Raw genomic sequence first — 17,993 nt, 5'->3', positions numbered from 1 at the left:
TGTGAGATTGCTGCACTGCGGAATGATGATCTCATCAGCCCACAACGGGGTGAGCTGATCAGAATTCTCCCATCGACAGGGATTTCATGAGCAAGGCCGCTCGCGCACCGCTGTTTCTCAGCGGCATGTGCAGTGGCCTTTTTTGCATTTGCCCGGCCCTCCTCCCTTCCGGGCGCATCGAAAGGAAAGACGATGAAAAAGCTTCTCCTTGGGCTTGCCGCCTCAACCGCATTGGTAAGCCCCGCATTCGCCGAAATGCTGGAACTCGAAAAAGACGAGCTGACATTTGGCTTCATCAAATTGACCGATATGGCGCCGCTGGCCGTCGCCTATGAACAAGGCTATTTCCTCGACGAAGGTCTTTTCGTCACGCTGGAAGCACAGGCCAACTGGAAAGTGCTTCTCGATGGCGTCATCGACGGACAGCTCGACGGCGCACATATGCTCGCCGGTCAGCCGCTCGCCGCCACCATCGGCTTCGGCACCGAGGCGCATATCATCACGCCCTTCTCCATGGACCTGAACGGCAACGGGATCACCGTCTCCAATGCGGTCTGGGAAAAAATGCTGCCACACATCCCCAAGATGGATGACGGTCGCCCACAACACCCGATTAGCGCATCGGCGCTTGCCCCGGTCGTGGAAGAGTACAAGGCCGAAGGCAAACCCTTCAACATGGGCATGGTGTTCCCGGTCTCGACCCACAACTACGAACTGCGCTATTGGCTCGCCGCCGGTGGTCTGCACCCGGGCTATTACAGCGAACAGAACATCTCCGGCCAGATCGACGCCGATGTGTTCCTCTCCGTCACCCCGCCGCCGCAAATGCCCGCCACGCTCGAGGCCGGTACGATTCACGGCTATTGCGTGGGTGAGCCTTGGAACCAACAGGCGGTGTTCAAAGGCATCGGCGTTCCGGTCATCACCGACTACCAACTCTGGAAGAACAACCCCGAGAAGGTCTTCGGCATCACCGCCGAGTTCGCCGAGCAGAACCCGAACACCACGCTGGCTCTGACCAAGGCATTGATCCGCGCCGCCCAATGGCTCGACGAGAATGACAACGCCAACCGCCCCGAGGCCGTCCGAATTCTCTCCCGCCCGGAATATGTCGGCGCAGATTACGAAGTTATCGCCAACTCCATGACCGGGTTCTTCGAATTCGAGAAAGGCGACAAGCGTGACATCCCCGATTTCAACGTCTTCTTCCGCCACAACGCGACCTATCCTTTCTATTCGGATGCTGTCTGGTACCTGACGCAGATGCGCCGCTGGGGGCAGATCTCCGAGCCCAAACCCGATAGCTGGTATGACGAGGTCGCCAAGTCGGTCTACAAGCCCGAGATCTATCTCGAAGCGGCCCGGATGCTGGTCGACGAAGGTCTCGCCAACGAGGCAGACTTCCCTTGGGAAAGCGATGGCTACAAGGCGCCGACACCTGCCGCGGACATCATTGACGCCATCCCCTACGACGGCCGCACCCCTAACGCCTATCTCGAAAGCCTGCCGATCGGCCTCAAGGGCGAACAGCGCGTCGTTGGCACCGCTGTCAAAGGCTGACCAAAGCGGGGCGCCCGCGCGCAACTCTCAAAGCGCAGGGCGTCCCGACATCAGAAATCAAGGAACCTCCCCATGACAACCGTCGACCCAGATTTCGCAAGTTCCGAGGCAAAAGAGGCCCGCCGGGCCCGCCTCTTTACCCGCATCAACGCCGCCGACAAATGGTTTCAGGTGCTCGGCCTGAGCTGGATGACCCCTGTCCTCAAGGCCATCGCCGGTGACAACCCCCAGGCCCAGGCCAAGGAAATCTGGCGTCTCCTCGCCGTGCCGCTTCTGGCGATCGCCGCCTTCCTGCTGCTTTGGGGCACTCTGGCGCCCAAAGTGCAAACATCGCTCGGGGCCGTGCCCGGACCTACGCAAGTCTGGCAGGAAGCCGTCACCTTGCATGAGGACTCGCGTGCCAAGGCCGAGAAACGCGCCGCATTTCAGGCCAAGGTCGATCAACTCAACGAACGCCTGATCGCAAGCGGTCGCGAACCCAAAGAACGCGCCTATACCGGCGCCCCAAGCTACTATCAGCAGATCTGGACCTCGATCCAGACGGTGTTCTTTGGCTTCCTGCTGGCCACAGTCGTGGCGGTTCCGCTCGGCATCTTGGCAGGCCTCTCCCCCACGGCGAACGCAGGCCTCAATCCGCTGATCCAGATCTTCAAACCAGTGTCGCCGCTGGCTTGGCTGCCCATCGTGACCATGATCGTCTCGGCCCTTGCCGCCACAGAAGGCGGTCTCTTCGCCAAGAGCTTCATCATCTCTGCCGTCACCGTAACTCTTTGCTCGCTCTGGCCGACCCTGATCAATACCGCTCTGGGCGTGGCGAGCATCGACAAGGATTTGGTGAACGTCTCCAAAGTTTTGAAAATGAACACATGGACCAAGATTACCAAGCTTGTCCTGCCCTCTGCCCTGCCCCTGATCTTTACCGGTCTGCGTCTCTCTCTGGGCGTCGGCTGGATGGTCCTGATCGCGGCGGAAATGCTCGCGCAGAACCCCGGTCTTGGAAAATTCGTCTGGGATGAATTCCAGAACGGCTCGAGCTCCAGCCTCGCCAAGATCATGGTCGCCGTCTTCACCATCGGCATCATCGGCTTCCTGCTGGATCGGGTGATGTACGCGCTGCAATCCCTCTTCACTTTCTCGAACAATCGGTGAGCGCTATGAGCATTCTGACCTTCGACAACGTCAGCAAGTCCTTCGGTGAAGGCACGCACAAGACCGACGTGCTCAAAGGGATCGACCTCGAGGTGAAAGAGGGCGAATTCCTGGTGATCCTCGGCTTCTCCGGGACGGGCAAGACGACGCTGATCAACCTGATGGCCGGGCTTGAGACGCCCACCAAGGGCACTGTCTCTTTCAAGGGCGCACCGATTACCGGCCCTGGCCCCGAACGTGGCGTGATCTTTCAGAACTATTCTCTCATGCCGTGGCTCACGGTCGGCGGGAACGTCAGCCTTGCGCTCGATACGGTCTTCCCCGGCCTCAGCAAGGCCGAGAAAGCCGAGAAGGTGGCCCACTATGTCGATATGGTCGGCCTGAGCCACGCCATGAGCCGCCGCCCGGCAGAACTTTCGGGCGGCATGCGTCAGCGGGTGAACGTCGCCCGCGCCCTCGCCATGAGCCCGGAAATGCTGCTTCTGGATGAACCTCTCTCGGCGCTCGACGCACTGACGCGGGCCAATCTCGCCGACGAGATCGAACATATCTGGGAGGCGGACAAGAAAACCTGCGTGCTGATCACCAACGATGTGGACGAGGCGATCATTCTCGCCGACCGGATCATCGCGCTAAACCCCGACGGAAGCTTGGGGGCTGAGTTCAAGGTCACCATCCCGCGCCCGCGGGACCGCAGCGCCATGAACCACGACGAGAGCTTTAAACGTCTGCGCGCCCAGGTGACGACCTACCTGATGGATGTGGGGGTCGAGGCCAAGGTCGAAGGCAGCCGCGAGTTGCCCGACGTGACCCCGATCCACGGCGTCCCAACCGCCGTGCAAGATGCGCAAAAGGGTCTGATCGACTCGCGCTTCCTCGATTTCTCGCAACTCTACAAAGTCTATCCGACCCCTAAGGGCCCCCTGACCGTGGTCGAGGATTTCGACCTCAAGATCGACCGGGGCGAATTCATCTCGCTGATCGGGCATTCGGGCTGCGGCAAGTCCACGGTGCTGACCATGGCGGCGGGGCTGAACGACATCTCCAAAGGCGCGATCAAGCTGGACGGGCGTCACGTCGAAGGCGCCGATCCCGAGCGCGCCGTGGTGTTCCAGTCGCCGAACCTGTTTCCATGGCTCACAGCACGGGAGAACGTGGCGATCGGGGTGGACAAGGTCTATCCCAAGGCCTCACAGGCCGAACGACAAGACGTGGTGGAATACTACCTCGAACGCGTCGGTCTGGCCGATGCGATGCACAAGCCCGCCACCGACCTCTCGAACGGCATGAAACAACGGGTCGGCATCGCCCGCGCCTTTGCCTTGTCACCCAAGCTCTTGCTTCTCGATGAACCCTTCGGAATGCTCGATAGCCTGACCCGCTGGGAGCTTCAGGAAGTCCTGATGGAAGTCTGGAGCCGCACCAAAGTGACCGCGATCTGCGTCACCCATGACGTGGACGAAGCGATCCTCCTCGCTGATCGCGTGGTGATGATGACCAACGGACCACAGGCCACCATCGGCAAGATCACCAAGGTCGATCTACCGCGCCCACGCACTCGCAAGGCCCTCCTCGAGCACCCGGACTACTACGCCTACCGGCAAGAGGTGCTCGATTTCCTTGAAGAATACGAGCACGGCGCAAAGCCCAAATCCCCGGCCCCAAAGGCCATAGCGGCGGAGTGAACCCATGACACAGAAACTGGTAATCATCGGGGCCGGAATGGCCTCTGGCCGACTGATCGAACAACTGGTCGAGACCAGCCCGGACACCTACGACATCACCCTCTTCAATGCCGAGCCACGTGGCAATTACAACCGGATCATGCTTTCGCCAGTCCTGTCCGGCGAGACGACCTACGAAGACATCATCACCCATGACGCCGCGTGGTACGAAGCGCATGGCGTGACCTGCCGCTTTGGCGAACACGTGGTCCGCATCGACCGCGACATGAAAGTGGTCGAAGGCCAAAAGGGCCATGTCCCCTATGACAAACTCATCATCGCGACCGGCTCGGCCCCCTTCATCATTCCGGTGCAAGGCAAAGACCTCCCCGGCGTCGTCACCTACCGCGACCTCGACGATACCAACGCCATGATCGACGCCGCCAAGGCGGGCGGCAAGGCGGTCGTGATCGGCGGTGGCCTTCTCGGCCTCGAAGCCGCCGCAGGGCTCGCCGGGCGCGGCATGGACGTGACCGTGTTGCACCTGATGGGCCACCTGATGGAGCGGCAACTGGACGAAGCGGCGGGCTATCTCCTGCGCCGCGATCTGGAAAAGCGTGGCATCACCATCAAGACCCAAGCCTCCACCGCCGCGATCCTTGGGGATCACAAGGTGGAAGGCGTGCTGCTCGAGGACAACACCGGGCTGGAAGCGGATCTTGTCGTCATGGCCGTTGGCATTCGGCCCGAAACACGGCTCGCGACGGACGCGGGCATCGCCGTGGCACGCGGCATCGAGGTCAACGCCCAGATGCAAACCTCCGACCCGGACATCTACGCGGTTGGCGAATGCGTCGAATTCAATGGACACCTCTTCGGGCTCGTGGCGCCGCTCTACGATCAAGCCAAAGTTCTGGCCAAGACCCTGCTCGAGGAACCGGATGCCTTTGTCGTCAAGGACATCGCGACCAAGCTCAAAGTCACCGGCTGCGACCTATTTAGCGCCGGCGATTTTGCCGAAGGCGAAGGGCGCGAGGATATCGTGTTCCGCGATCCTGCCCGCGGCATTTACAAGCGCCTCGTGATCGAAGGCGACCGCCTCGTCGGCGCGGTGATGTATGGCGACACCACCGACGGAAACTGGTTCTTCGGGCTGATCAAGGACGGCACCGAGATCGACGACATGCGCGACACGCTGATTTTTGGCCCCGCCTATCAAGGAGGCGACCAAGCGGACCCTCTATCAGCCGTTGCAGCCTTGCCGCGTGATGCGGAAATCTGTGGCTGTAACGGCATTTGCAAAGGCCAGATCGTCGACGCCATCGAAGGCAGCGCCACCGACCTTGGCGCGGTAAAAGCCCAGACCAAGGCAAGCGCCTCCTGCGGGACATGCACCGGTCTTGTGGAGCAATTGCTTCAGGTGACCTTGGGCGACGGGTTCGAAATGCCAACGGCGCAACCCATTTGTAGCTGCTGCGACCTCACCCACGAGGACGTGCGCCGCCTGATCAAGTCGCAAGAGCTGAAATCGCAACCTGCGGTTTGGCAGGAACTCGGCTGGAAAACACCCAATGGCTGCCATGTCTGTCGCCCGGCGGTGAACTTCTATCTTCTGGCCGACTGGCCGCTCGAATATCAGGACGATCCGCAAAGCCGCTTCGTCAACGAACGCAAACACGCCAACATTCAAAAAGACGGGACGTTCTCCGTCGTGCCGCGCATGTGGGGCGGCATCACCAACCCCGATGAGTTGCGCGCCATTGCCGATGCGGCAGACAAATACAACGTACCGACCGTTAAGGTGACTGGCGGGCAGCGGATCGACCTGCTTGGCGTCAAGGGCGAGGATCTCCCCGCCATATGGGCCGATCTGAACCGCGCAGGTCTTGTCTCGGGACATGCGTATTCCAAGGGGCTGCGCACCGTCAAAACCTGCGTCGGCACCGATCACTGCCGCTTCGGCACGCAAGACAGCACCGGCCTTGGCATCAAGCTGGAGCAGGCGCTCTGGGGGTCTTGGACACCGCACAAGGTCAAGCTGGCGGTCTCCGGCTGCCCGCGCAACTGCGCCGAGGCCACATGCAAGGACATCGGCATCGTCTGTGTCGACAGCGGCTACCAGATCGGCGTCGGCGGCGCGGCAGGTATGGACGTCAAGGAAACCGAACGGCTGATCGACGTGCCCACCGAGGAAGAAGCCCTCGAGGTCAGCACCGCTTTCGTGCAGCTCTACCGCGAGAACGCCAAGTATCTCGACCGACCCTACAAATGGCTCGCCAAGGTTGGGCTGGACTGGGTGAAAGAACGGATCGCGGATCCCGAAGAACGCGCGCGCTTGGTTGCCGCTTTCGAACTCTCGCAATCCATTTATCGCAAAGACCCTTGGGCCGAACACGCGCAGGAACGCGCGGCAAGCTACGCGCCCTTGGCGGATCTGACACTGGAGGCCGCAGAATGAGCTGGATCGACATTGGACATATCGACGACATCCCCCTACGCGGGGCGCGTGTGGTGAAAACACCGGTGGGCTGCGTGGCCCTGTTTCGCACCGCTGAAGCCGAGATCTTTGCCGTCTCCGATACCTGCCCGCACAAGGGCGGCCCGCTCTCTGATGGGATCGTGCATGGGCGCTCCGTCACCTGCCCGCTGCACAATTGGGTGTTCGATCTCAACTCGGGTGCCGCACAGGGCGAAGAGGGTCAACTCGCCACCTATCCGGTGCGCCTCGAAGGGGCGCGCATTCTTCTGGACGGCGAGGCGGTCGGCAAACGGAGTGCCGCATGATGGATGGGGGCGGCCTTCCTGAAATCCGCTCGACGTGCCCCTATTGTGGCGTCGGCTGTGGCGTGCTCTTGCGCCCTGACGGACAAGGCGGGCTGGCGGTGCGGGGCGATCCGGAACATCCGGCGAGCTTCGGTCGGCTGTGCTCCAAGGGATCCGCTCTGGCCGAAACAACCGGCCTCCAGCACCGGCTGCGCGCTCCACAGGTCAACGGTCAGGACGCCGGTTGGGATGAGACCCTGCAACTGGTCGCAGACCGGTTCTCCGATACCATCGCCACACATGGCCCCGACAGCGTCGCCTTCTACGTCTCGGGGCAATTGCTGACCGAAGATTACTACGTCGCCAACAAGCTGATGAAAGGCTTCATCGGTTCGGCCAATATCGACACCAATTCCCGGCTCTGCATGGCCTCGAGCGTGGCAGGCCACAAACGCGCCTTTGGCACCGATACCGTGCCCGGCACCTATGAGGATCTCGACGAGGCCGATCTCGTGGTGCTCGTTGGCTCAAATCTCGCTTGGTGCCACCCGGTGCTCTACCAACGCCTTCTCGCCGCCCGCAAGACACGCGGCACCAAGATCGTCGTGATCGATCCGCGCCGCACGGCAAGCTGCGACGGCGCCGATATGCACCTCGCCCTGCAACCGGGAAGCGACGTGGCACTTTTCAATCGCCTTCTGGTCACGCTTGCCGATGCCGGAAAGCTCGACGAGGCCTATGGCGCCCATACCCAAGGGCTCGCCTCCGCCCTGACGGCGGCGCGGCGCGATGATCCCGCCGTCACCGGCCTCTGCCCCGAAGAGATCGCCACTTTCTGCGCGCTTTGGATGCAGACCGAGAAGGTCGTGACGATCTACTCGCAAGGCGTCAACCAATCGACCTCCGGCGCCGACAAGGTCAACGCCATCCTCAACTGTCACCTTGCCACGGGCCGCATCGGCAAACCGGGCATGGGGCCTTTCTCGGTCACGGGTCAGCCCAACGCCATGGGCGGGCGCGAAGTCGGTGGGCTGGCCAATATGCTCGCCTGTCACCTCGATCTGGAAAACGCCGACCACCGGGCGGCGGTGCAGGACTTCTGGCAAGCACCCGCCATGCCCAAAGCCGCCGGCCTCAAGGCGGTGGACATGTTTCGCGCCGTCGAGAACGGACAGATCAAGGCGCTCTGGATCATCCACACCAACCCGGCCGTCTCGATGCCCGAAGCCGACCGTGTGCGCGCAGCGATTGCCAACTGCGCCTTCACCGTCGTGAGCGATATCACCGGCCAAACCGATACCGCGCGACTGGCCGATGTGCTTTTGCCTGCCACGGCCTGGGCCGAAAAAGACGGCACCGTGACCAATTCCGATCGCACCATCAGCCGCCAGCGCAGCGTTCTGGCCGCTCCGGGACAGGCGCGCCCGGATTGGGACATCCTTGCCGAGGTCGGACGGCGCATGGGGCATGACCGGGCGTTCTCCTATACCCACCCCGCCGAGATCTTCCGCGAGTATGCGGCGCTTTCCGGCCTCGCGGGGCGCTTTGGCCGCGATTTCGACATCTCCGCCTTCGCTGATCTGGACGCCGCCGCCTATGCGGCACTGGCGCCAACCCGTTGGCCCGTCACCAAGACCCGCCAAGGCGGGCGGTTCTTCGCGGACGGCCACTTTTTCCATGACGATGCAAAGGCGCGCATCCTGCCCGTGACCTACCGCCCGCCCGCGGCCAAGACCGGTCCACGCTACCCGTTTCGCCTCAACACCGGGCGCTTGCGTGATCAATGGCATACCATGACCCGCACCGCGCTAAGCCCGCGTCTCTCGGCGCATCTGCCCGAACCCTTTGTCGACATTCATCCCGACGATGCCGCACGGCTGACCCTGGCCGCCGCAGATCTCGTCACCCTGTCGAGCCCCACCGGACGCGCCATTCTGCGCGCCCGTATCACAGAGACGGTGCAGCCCGGTCAGGTCTTTGCCTCGATGCACTGGACCGGGGAAACCGCCCCCTGCGCGCGGATCGACACGCTTGTGGCCGCGGCAACTGATCCGGTCTCCGGTCAGCCTGAAAGCAAGGCCAGCGTCGTCGCCCTCGCCCGGTTTGACGCCGCCTGGTATGGCTTTGCAGTGTCCGCCCGGCCCATGTCTCTAAGCTCTGACTATTGGGCACAGGCCCGAAGCGCACGCGGCTACCGCGCCGAACTCGCCGGCACGACCCCGGTCACCGATTGGGAGACCGAGGCCCGCAAACTGTTCTCGGCCCCCGAGGCAGAAGCCATCTCGATCATCGACGCCGGTCGGGCAAGCGCGCGCATCCTGTTGCACGATAAAGGCGTCGTACTGGGCGCACTTTTCGTGGCGCCATCCCCGGTCGCCCTCAAGCGCGACTACCTCGCCACCGTCCCCGGCACCGACCGCATCGACGCGCTGAGCGGCCGCCCGCCTGCCGATATGCCTGATCCCGGCCCCGTGCTCTGTTCCTGCCTCGGGATCGGCATCAATACGATCCGCGAAGCCGCAAGCACTGGAACGGCGCTGACGGTGGACGCCATTGGCGAGGCGCTCGGCGCCGGGACCAATTGTGGCTCCTGCCGTCCCGAGATCGCCGCGCTTCTACAAACGATCCCCCGCAAGGAGGCCGCCGAATGACCCTCTCCAACGACCTGCCCATCCCTTACCGCGCACGCGACATCGCGCCCCGTCCCGCCACAAACCTCCCGCGCCCCTCTCTCGGCGCTTGGGTCTCGCGCCTCTATCATAGTGCCCTATCGCCTCTCTCGCGCCCAAGTCTGCAAAGGGCTTGGTCTTACCTGTTCCGGGACACAGCAATTGACCTTTGGCCCCGCACCGTTTCCCCCACGAGCAAAGCGGCGCGCGACACGAACCAGACGCCCCAAGCCCCTGCACGCGGTGCGATCTCTCTTGTCGGCGCCGGGCCGGGCGCGCGCGACCTGATGACCCTGCGCGCAGTGGCCCGCCTGCAAGCCGCGGATGTGGTGTTCTATGATCGCCTCGTCGAGGAAGACGTCCTCGATCTCGCCCACCCCAAAGCCGAGCGCGTCTTCGTCGGCAAACATGTCGGTGCGCATAGCTGGCCGCAGGACAGGATCAACCAAAAGATCGTCGCCGAAGCCCTCAAGGGCCGCCGCGTGGTGCGGCTCAAATCCGGAGACCCGGCAATCTTCGGACGCGCCGTCGAAGAGATGGACGCCGCGCATGCCGCAGGCATCCCGGTCGAGATCGTCCCCGGCGTCACAGCCGCCTCCGCCGCCGCCTCTGCCTTGGGCCAAAGCCTGACCGAGCGCGGGGTCGCCGACACGTTGGTGTTGGCCACCGGAACCGGCCATGACCAAGACCCGTTCCCCGATTGCACCCGCCTTTGCGGGCCGGGCACAACCACCGCCTTCTACATGTCGGTGCGCCAAGCTGGACGCATCTCGGCGGCCCTGATCGACAAAGGCCTGCCCCCACACGCTCCGGTCGAGATCGCCGTCGATGTGTCGAAGCCGGGCCAAAGGCTGCTCTCGTCAGAGATTGCACACCTCACCGAGACACTCTCGACAGAGGCCATCAAAGGCTGCGCGATCCTGCTTGTGACATGGCCCAAACCCCACAAGGCCCAGGCCCCAGTCGCCACCGCCAAGCGCTCGTTGGCGGCGCAGATCTGAGAACCAAGGACGCTCGTCAGGGGACCGGATTACTCTTCGCAGCCCTCGGGCAGGTCAAAGTCCGGATCGTTCTTCTTCGCCACAGCATAGAGCGCATCAATTGACGAGGCGCGCCAGAACGCCGCCTACCGGCACTGCGAAACCCTGCACCACCGCGATACAGACGCAATACCGACGTGATACCGACGTTGGATTCTAGCGCATTTCGGCAAGCCGCGCGACATAGCGCGCAAGCGTGTCGATCTCAAGATTGACCCGGTCTCCGACCTTCGCATCGCCCCATGTGGTGGCGTCCTTGGTGTGCGGGATAAAGTTGATCCCAAAGTCGCAGCCCTCAACCTCGTTGACCGTCAGCGAGGTGCCGTTGAGCGCCACCGACCCTTTCGGCGCAATGAACTTCGCAAGGGCTTCCGGCGCCCGGAGCGTCACGCGGGTGGAATCCCCTTCGTCGTTCATCGCCACAATATCTGCCACACCATCCACATGGCCCGACACGATATGCCCCCCAAGCTCGTCGCCGACCTTGAGCGCACGTTCAAGATTGACTCGTTTGCCAACCTGCCAATCCCCTAGGTTGGTCTTGGAGACGGTCTCGGCACTGATCTCGACATCATACCAATCGGGGCCGATCTCGATCACCGTGAGACATACCCCATCGCTCGCAATCGACGCGCCAAGATCAATCGTAGCCGTGTCATATCCGGTGCCGATCCGCGCCTTGAGATCGCCGCGCTTCTCCAGCGCCCGCACCTCACCAATATCCGTAATGATCCCTGTGAACATTCCCTGCTCTCCCTGGACAACCTGCCCCAGACCTACCCCGCGTCCCCCGCCTCCGCAAGACGCCTTACTTTTGCCATTCGAACACGCTAACCTGTTGGCAAGAATTTGTAGATAAGCAGATCAACATGGCAATTTCGAGTGGCAGCGACAGGGTCTTCCTGTTCCTCCAAGGCCCGCACGGTCCTTTTTTTCATAAGCTGGGCAAGATGTTGCGCCGGTCTGGCGCCTCTGTCTGGCGCGTCGGATTTAATGCCGGGGACCGTGTCTTCTGGCCCGAACGCAAGACCTACATCCCCTACACCGATCCGCAAGAGGATTGGGCCGATCGGTTCGATGCCATCGTTGCCGACAAAGGCGTGACCGATATCGTGCTCTACGGGGATGTGCGTAGCATCCATGCGACGGCCATCGAACGCGCCCGCACCGCCGGGCTGACGGTGCATGTGTTTGAGGAAGGCTACCTGCGCCCCTACTGGATCACCTATGAACGCGACGGTTCCAACGGCCATTCGCGCCTGATGGAGATGTCCATCGACGACATGCGCACGGCACTCGAAGGCTCCGACACGGACATTCCCCTGCCGCCCGGCCATTGGGGCGATATGCGCCATCATGTCTTCTATGGTGCGCTCTACCATTGGTTCGTCATGTTTACGAACCATGCCTACCGCAACTTCCGCCCTCACCGCGCCCTCTCGGTCGCGCGTGAGTTTCAACTCTACCTCCGCCGCCTTCTGCTGATGCCGTTCCATGCGATCGAACGCCGCATCGCGACACTTCGGATCAAGTATGGCGGCGCACCCTATCACCTCGTCCTCCTGCAGCTCGAGCATGACAGCAGCTTTCAAGAGCACTCCCCTTTCAACTCCATGACCGAGTTCCTCGAACTGGTGATGACCGCCTTCGCCCAAAGTGCCCCGGCCCATCATCACCTCGTCTTCAAGGCCCATCCTCTCGAAGATGGCCGCGCCCCGGTCCGGCGCGAGTTGAAACGCCTCTGCCGCCTGCACGATCTTTGCGACCGCGTGCACTATGTGCGGGGCGGCAAACTCGCACAGCTTCTCAACGAAACCCGGAGTGCGATCACCGTCAACTCCACCTCCGCGCAACAGGTGCTCTGGCGTGGCATCCCGATCCGGCTTTTCGGCAAGGCGGTCTTTGACAAGCCGGAATTCGTCAGCGATCAGCCCCTGCCCGAGTTCTTCGCCGCCGCGGTGCGCCCGAACTCCCGCGCCTACAAGACCTATCGCCGCTTCCTGCTCGAGACGAGCCAGATCGCGGGCGGGTTCTACTCTGCGCGCGGACGCCGTTTGTTGATGCGCCACTTGGTCGACATGATGCTATCGTCAGAGGATCCCTATGACGCGTTGAAGTCTGGCAAGGCCGCCCCAAGGCAATTGTTGCGTTTGGTAAAGTGACGCACACTAGGTCTAGCGCTGGATTTTCATTTCGGATTCCGGTAGTTTAGAGAAAAAGCCTAAGGCAGAATAATAATAGGTCGAGGAGACCGAGCAGTGAAAATCTTGGCAAAACGCTGGGCGAAAGCCGTGGCGATCATGGCGGCTATGTCCATGGTCTCGTCGTGTGACCTTCTGCCGAGGGCAGGTCCGAACAAACGGGAAATCTACGCGGGGTCTGTGCAACGCGAAGGCGACGCCTTTATCGTGGCAGTCAATGACCGTGTGACGCGCACCACGGCAGTGGTCCCGGCGCTTGGCTTTTCCGAAAACTTCAAACGCGCCAGCCAGCTTGGCTCCGATACGATCCGACCCGGTGACATCCTCTCGCTCACCATCTGGGAAAACGTCGACAAGCCGCTGCTTGGCCCCGAGGGGCAGGTCGCGGCCGTGCTGAACGAAGTGCAGGTCGATGGCGCAGGATTTATTTTCGTACCTTACGCGGGCCGCATCCGCGCCGCGGGCAACACCCCGGAATCGATCCGTCGCGTCATCAGCGGCAAGCTCGAAGAACAAACCCCCGATCCACAGGTCGAAGTCCGCCGTGTCGCGGGCGACGGGGCGACCGTGTCGCTTGTCGGCTCCATCGGCGGCCAGGGCGTCTATCCCATCGAACGGCCGACCCGCACGCTCTCGGCGATGCTCGCCAAGGCCGGCGGTGTGACCATCGCGCCCGAAATTGCCCGTGTGACCGTGTTGCGCGGCAACACACGGGGCCAGATCTGGCTTCAGGATCTCTATGAAAACCCCGAACTCGACATCGCGCTGCGCGGCGGCGACCGTATCCTGATCGAGGAAGACACCCGCGCCTTTACCTCGCTTGGTGCCACCGGCGCCCAGAGCCGTGTGAATTTCGAAACCAAGAACATGTCCGCCATCGAAGCCATCGCCCAGGTTGGCGGCATCCAGGCCGCGGTCGGCGATCCGACAGGCGTCTTCATCTTCCGCAACGAGGCCGAGGACATCTCTAACCAAGTGCTTGGCCGAAACGATCTCGTCGGGGCACAGCGCATGGTCTACGTGCTCGACCTCACCCGCCCGAACGGCATGTTCGTGGCGCGTGACTTCGTGGTGCGCGACGGTGATACGCTCTATGTGACCGAAGCGCCGATCACCACGTGGAACAAAACCATTGCAGCCTTCACCGGTACACTCACTTCGGCCGATACCATCGGTTCGTTCGGTGGCCTCAACTAATGACACCGGCGCCCACCGCGCCGCACGCCGCCGACGCAGAGATGCGCCGGCGGCTTTTCGCATTCAACGGCGGCTTCTTCTTACAGAGGCGCTTGCGTCGGATGCTCTCTCTTGCCGGGTATGACCTTCGCATAGGGCGGCCCGGCGAGGACGATCTCGTTGCGATCTGGGGCCAAAGCCCGACCGCATGGCGCGGTCTTGCCATGGCCGAGAAACACGGCACCGGGCGCCTTTTCGTCGAAGACGCCTTCCTGCGTTCACTCTTTCCCGGACGTGCGGGCAAGCAGCCCCCCATGGGGCTCTTCCTCGACAGCACCGCGCCGCATTTCGACCCCAGCGAGCCGACCGATCTCGAGACGCTTCTCGCGACCGCTCCACTTGACGATACCGCGCTCCTCAACCGCGCCCGCGCCGCCATCGCTCGCATCCGCGAAGCGCACCTGACCAAGTATTGCGCCGTCGATCCGACCCTGCCACATCCCGAACCGGGCTATGTCCTCGTGATCGACCAGACGCGCGGCGACGCCTCCGTCACGGCGAGCGGTGCCGACGACGCCGCCTTCCGCGAGATGCTCGTCTTCGCGCAGGAGGAACACCCCGGCTGCCGCGTCCTCATCAAGACCCACCCCGAGACCGCGCAGGGCCATCGCCCCGGATATTTCAATGCCGAGGACGAGACCGACCGCGTGACTCTCATCGATGCGCCCTATTCCCCTTGGGCGCTCTTCGAAGGCGCGGTCGGGGTCTATACCGTCTCCTCACAAATCGGCTTCGAGGCGATCTTTGCCGGGCACAAACCGCGCGTCTTTGGCCAGCCCTTCTACGCGGGCTGGGGCCTGACGACTGACGAACGCCCCGTCCCTCGCCGCCAGCGCAGCCTGACACGCGCACAGCTCTTTGCCGCCGCGATGATCCTCTACCCGCTCTGGTATGACCCGAGCCGGGATGCACTCTGCGAGATCGAAACGGTGATCGACCAGCTCGAGGCAGAGGCGCGCGCCTGGCGTGAGGATCACAAGGGATGGAACGCGCATGGTATGCGGCTCTGGAAGCGCCGCCAGCTTCAGCGTTTCTTTGGCCGCCACACCCCCGTCACGTTCGACAAGCCCGCCAGCGCGCGACGCGAGATGGTCTGGGGCCTGAAGGACGGGCCGGAAGGCGCGGTGCGGGTCGAAGATGGATTTCTGCGCTCGCGCGGACTTGGCGCGGAATTGGTGCCGCCGCTCTCTCTCGCGCTGGACGACCTCGGCATCTACTATGATCCCACAGGCCCAAGCCGCCTTGAGGCGCTCATCGCCGAGCGCGCCGAATTGCGCCCTGACCAATCCCTGCGCGCCGAACGCCTTATCGACGCCGTGGGTCGCCTCGGTCTGAGCAAGTATAATATCGGCACCGATCTCCCCGATCTGCCCGAGGGCCATCGCATCCTTGTGCCCGGACAGGTCGAGGACGACGCCTCAATCCTTCTTGGCGCAGGTGCGATCCGCACCAATTCTGCCCTCCTTGCCGAAGTGCGCGCCGCCAACCCAGACGCCGTAATCCTCTACAAGCCGCACCCGGACGTGAGCGCAGGTCTCCGCGTCGGGGCCGTACCTGACGCAGATGCCTTTGCGGATCAGATCGTCGAGAACGTCGATATGGCGCGCCTGCTCGACGCCGTGGACGAGGTCTGGACCATGACCTCCGGCACCGGATTCGAAGCGCTCATGCGCGGGCGACGGGTGGTCACCTTTGGCGCACCGTTCTATGCCGGTTGGGGCCTCACAGAGGATCGCGGTCCGGTTCCGGCCCGGCGTGGGGTCGATGTGCCGCTTCTCTGTCTCGTCCATGCCGCGCTGATCGACTATCCGCGCTATCTCGACCCGATGACTGGCCGTCCCTGCCCCGTCGAGACGATCCTCGACCGTCTCGCCACGGGCGCTATCCCGCATCCGGGCCTTGCCAATCGTCTTGTGTCAAAACTTCAGGGCGTGTTTGCCTCAAAAGCCGCCCTCTGGCGCCGCTAAGGCCGCCAAATAGCCATCAGGTCCGCGCCACAACGCCGCTGCTCGACAAGGCGCATGCGCGGCGCCGCGCCCAACCGCTCCACGCCCATCGCGCCAATCGCCGGATAGCCTTCGGCGCCAAGCGCCATCCCGGCGTTGAAGGTCACAAGCTCATCCACGACCCCCGCACCAAGAAGCGACGCCGCCAAGGCCCCGCCGCCTTCGCAGAACACCCGCGTCAGGCCCTTTTCCCCTAGCGCCCGCAACACGCCCGCAGGCGCTAGATGCCCCGCTTCACGTTCACAAACCAAGAGCTCAGCCCCAAGATCTTCCCAAGTCCGAAGCAGCGTCGGGTCCGCGTCCTCGCCATGCACGATCCAAACCGGCACATCCTTGGCCGTCTTGGCGAGATTGCTCATAAGCGGCACGTCGAGCCGCCGTGACACCACAATGCGCACCGGCTGATGCGAAACGCCAAGATCGCGCACCGTGAGCGAAGGATCATCCGCCCGCGCCGTGCCCGCGCCGACCATCACCCCATCATGGCGCGCGCGCATGGCGTGCACCATGCGTCGCGCCTCTGGCCCGGTGATCCACTGGCTCTCGCCTGTCGCCGTGGCGATCCGCCCATCGAGCGACGCCGCGAGTTTCAATGTCAGGAAGGGGCGCCCCTCGTCAACGCGTAGGAAGAACCCCTTGAGATCGCGCGCGGCCTCTTCGGCGCAGACACCCGTCTCAACAACGATCCCCGCCGCGCGTAGCATTTCGAACCCTTTGCCGGACACCCTGTCGTCGCGATCCTCAAGCGCCACGACAACGCGCGCCACCCCTGCCGCGATGAGCGCTTCGGCGCAGGGCGGTGTCTTGCCATGGTGAGCGCAGGGTTCGAGCGTGACATAGGCCGTCGCCCCTTTCGCCGCGGCACCGGCCTGCGCCAGCGCCACAGGCTCCGCATGCGGCCGGCCGCCCGGCTGGGTCCAGCCGCGCCCGACGATCCGCCCCTCTTTCACAAGGACACAGCCCACCGCCGGGTTGGGCCAGGTGCGCCCCTGACCCCGCCGCCCCAGTTCAAGAGCGAGCGCCATATAGCGACGGTCGGACAGTTTATCCCTCCACCGGCGGCTCGGGCCGCAGTTCCGAGACGAACTTGTCGAAATCGTCTGCTGCCTGGAAATTCTTGTAGACGCTGGCAAAGCGCACGTAGGCGACGGTATCAATCCGCGCCAAGGCTTCCATCACGATCTCGCCGATCGTCTTCGAAGGAATATCCGTCTCGCCCATGCTCTCAAGCCGGCGCACGATGCCGGAAATCATCTGGTCGATACGCTCCGGCTCGACCGGGCGTTTCTGCATCGAGATGCGGATCGACCGCTCGAGCTTGTCTCTGTCGAAATCTTCGCGGCGACCATTGGTCTTGACGACCACCAGATCGCGCAGCTGCACCCGCTCATAAGTCGTGAACCGTCCGCCGCAGGCCGGACAGAACCGGCGCCGCCGGATGGAGACATGGTCCTCGGCTGGCCGCGAGTCCTTTACCTGTGTGTCGATATTTCCGCAAAACGGGCAGCGCATGGCCTTCCCCTTCTCTCGTCTTTTCCGCCTCATTGGGTGTTGGGTATGCTCCCAACTTATCCACAGGCACTATAGGCGAGCCGCTAGGGTTTGGGTAGAGGGGAAATAGACCCCCAAGATAAGCGACAGAGGGAAAAATCTTTGCCTTTCCCCCTGTAACTCTGCCGCGTCAGAGCTATCTCTAAATGTAAGA

13 protein-coding genes are annotated in these 17,993 nt (G+C 63.0%); 10 read left to right on the top strand and 3 right to left on the bottom strand.

The window, feature by feature from the left end:
- Positions 1 to 192: 192 nt before the first annotated feature.
- The 7 genes from R1W01_RS02595 (at position 193) to cobA (ending at position 10,806) form a co-directional block, all read left to right on the top strand.
- A complete protein-coding gene (locus R1W01_RS02595) occupies positions 193 to 1,560 on the top strand; it encodes a CmpA/NrtA family ABC transporter substrate-binding protein (protein ID WP_297757679.1) in 1,368 nt (455 codons plus the stop codon).
- Positions 1,561 to 1,632: 72 nt separating this feature from the next.
- Positions 1,633 to 2,709, top strand: a complete 1,077-nt coding sequence (locus R1W01_RS02590; RefSeq protein WP_243613180.1) for an ABC transporter permease — start codon at positions 1,633 to 1,635, stop codon at positions 2,707 to 2,709.
- A 5-nt stretch (positions 2,710 to 2,714) separates the two neighbouring features.
- Positions 2,715 to 4,394 (top strand): ABC transporter ATP-binding protein, encoded by a 1,680-nt coding sequence (locus R1W01_RS02585; protein WP_297757674.1) that lies wholly within the window; start codon positions 2,715 to 2,717, stop codon positions 4,392 to 4,394.
- Between the two features lie 4 nt (positions 4,395 to 4,398).
- Positions 4,399 to 6,831, top strand: coding sequence for a nitrite reductase large subunit NirB (gene nirB, locus R1W01_RS02580; RefSeq protein ID WP_317275026.1), 2,433 nt, complete (start codon positions 4,399 to 4,401; stop codon positions 6,829 to 6,831).
- Positions 6,828 to 7,157: a nitrite reductase small subunit NirD gene (gene nirD, locus R1W01_RS02575; RefSeq protein WP_243613183.1), complete on the top strand. Its 330-nt coding sequence runs from the start codon at positions 6,828 to 6,830 to the stop codon at positions 7,155 to 7,157. Before nirB ends, nirD begins: the two co-directional genes overlap by 4 nt.
- A complete protein-coding gene (locus R1W01_RS02570) occupies positions 7,157 to 9,787 on the top strand; it encodes a nitrate reductase (RefSeq protein ID WP_297757838.1) in 2,631 nt (876 codons plus the stop codon). The genes nirD and R1W01_RS02570 overlap by 1 nt, the downstream gene beginning before the upstream one ends.
- Entirely contained in the window at positions 9,784 to 10,806 is a 1,023-nt protein-coding gene (gene cobA / locus R1W01_RS02565) for a uroporphyrinogen-III C-methyltransferase (protein WP_243613184.1), read from the top strand. The genes R1W01_RS02570 and cobA overlap by 4 nt, the downstream gene beginning before the upstream one ends.
- A 195-nt stretch (positions 10,807 to 11,001) precedes the next feature.
- Here the strand turns inward: cobA and R1W01_RS02560 are convergent, their stop codons facing one another.
- Entirely contained in the window at positions 11,002 to 11,589 is a 588-nt protein-coding gene (locus R1W01_RS02560; protein ID WP_243613186.1) for a riboflavin synthase, read from the bottom strand.
- A gap of 125 nt (positions 11,590 to 11,714) precedes the next feature.
- Between R1W01_RS02560 and R1W01_RS02555 the strand changes: the two genes are divergently transcribed.
- From R1W01_RS02555 to R1W01_RS02545, 3 genes are all read left to right on the top strand, one after another.
- On the top strand, positions 11,715 to 13,007 hold the full coding sequence (locus tag R1W01_RS02555) for a capsule biosynthesis protein (protein WP_297757665.1): 1,293 nt from the start codon (positions 11,715 to 11,717) through the stop codon (positions 13,005 to 13,007).
- Between the two features lie 147 nt (positions 13,008 to 13,154).
- Entirely contained in the window at positions 13,155 to 14,243 is a 1,089-nt protein-coding gene (locus tag R1W01_RS02550) for a polysaccharide biosynthesis/export family protein (RefSeq protein ID WP_243613269.1), read from the top strand.
- Complete coding sequence (locus tag R1W01_RS02545; RefSeq protein WP_297757663.1) at positions 14,243 to 16,249, top strand: capsular polysaccharide biosynthesis protein; 2,007 nt, start codon at positions 14,243 to 14,245, stop codon at positions 16,247 to 16,249. Before R1W01_RS02550 ends, R1W01_RS02545 begins: the two co-directional genes overlap by 1 nt.
- On the opposite strand, the gene ribD is transcribed toward R1W01_RS02545, so the two are convergent.
- Entirely contained in the window at positions 16,246 to 17,313 is a 1,068-nt protein-coding gene (ribD, locus tag R1W01_RS02540; RefSeq protein WP_243613189.1) for a bifunctional diaminohydroxyphosphoribosylaminopyrimidine deaminase/5-amino-6-(5-phosphoribosylamino)uracil reductase RibD, read from the bottom strand. The two genes, R1W01_RS02545 and ribD, sit on opposite strands and share 4 nt — an antisense overlap.
- Before the next feature lie 19 nt (positions 17,314 to 17,332).
- The gene (gene nrdR / locus R1W01_RS02535) at positions 17,333 to 17,800 is read right to left on the bottom strand and encodes a transcriptional regulator NrdR (protein ID WP_243613190.1); all 468 of its coding nucleotides are present in this window, start codon (positions 17,798 to 17,800) and stop codon (positions 17,333 to 17,335) included.
- Positions 17,801 to 17,993 lie beyond the last annotated feature (193 nt).

Origin of the sequence: Shimia sp. FJ5, assembly GCF_032918335.1 — a bacterium.
GTDB classification, from domain to species: domain Bacteria; phylum Pseudomonadota; class Alphaproteobacteria; order Rhodobacterales; family Rhodobacteraceae; genus Shimia; species Shimia aestuarii_A.
The sequence above is the reverse complement of the archived record's forward strand: the minus strand, read 5'-3'. Positions and strand labels throughout refer to the sequence as shown.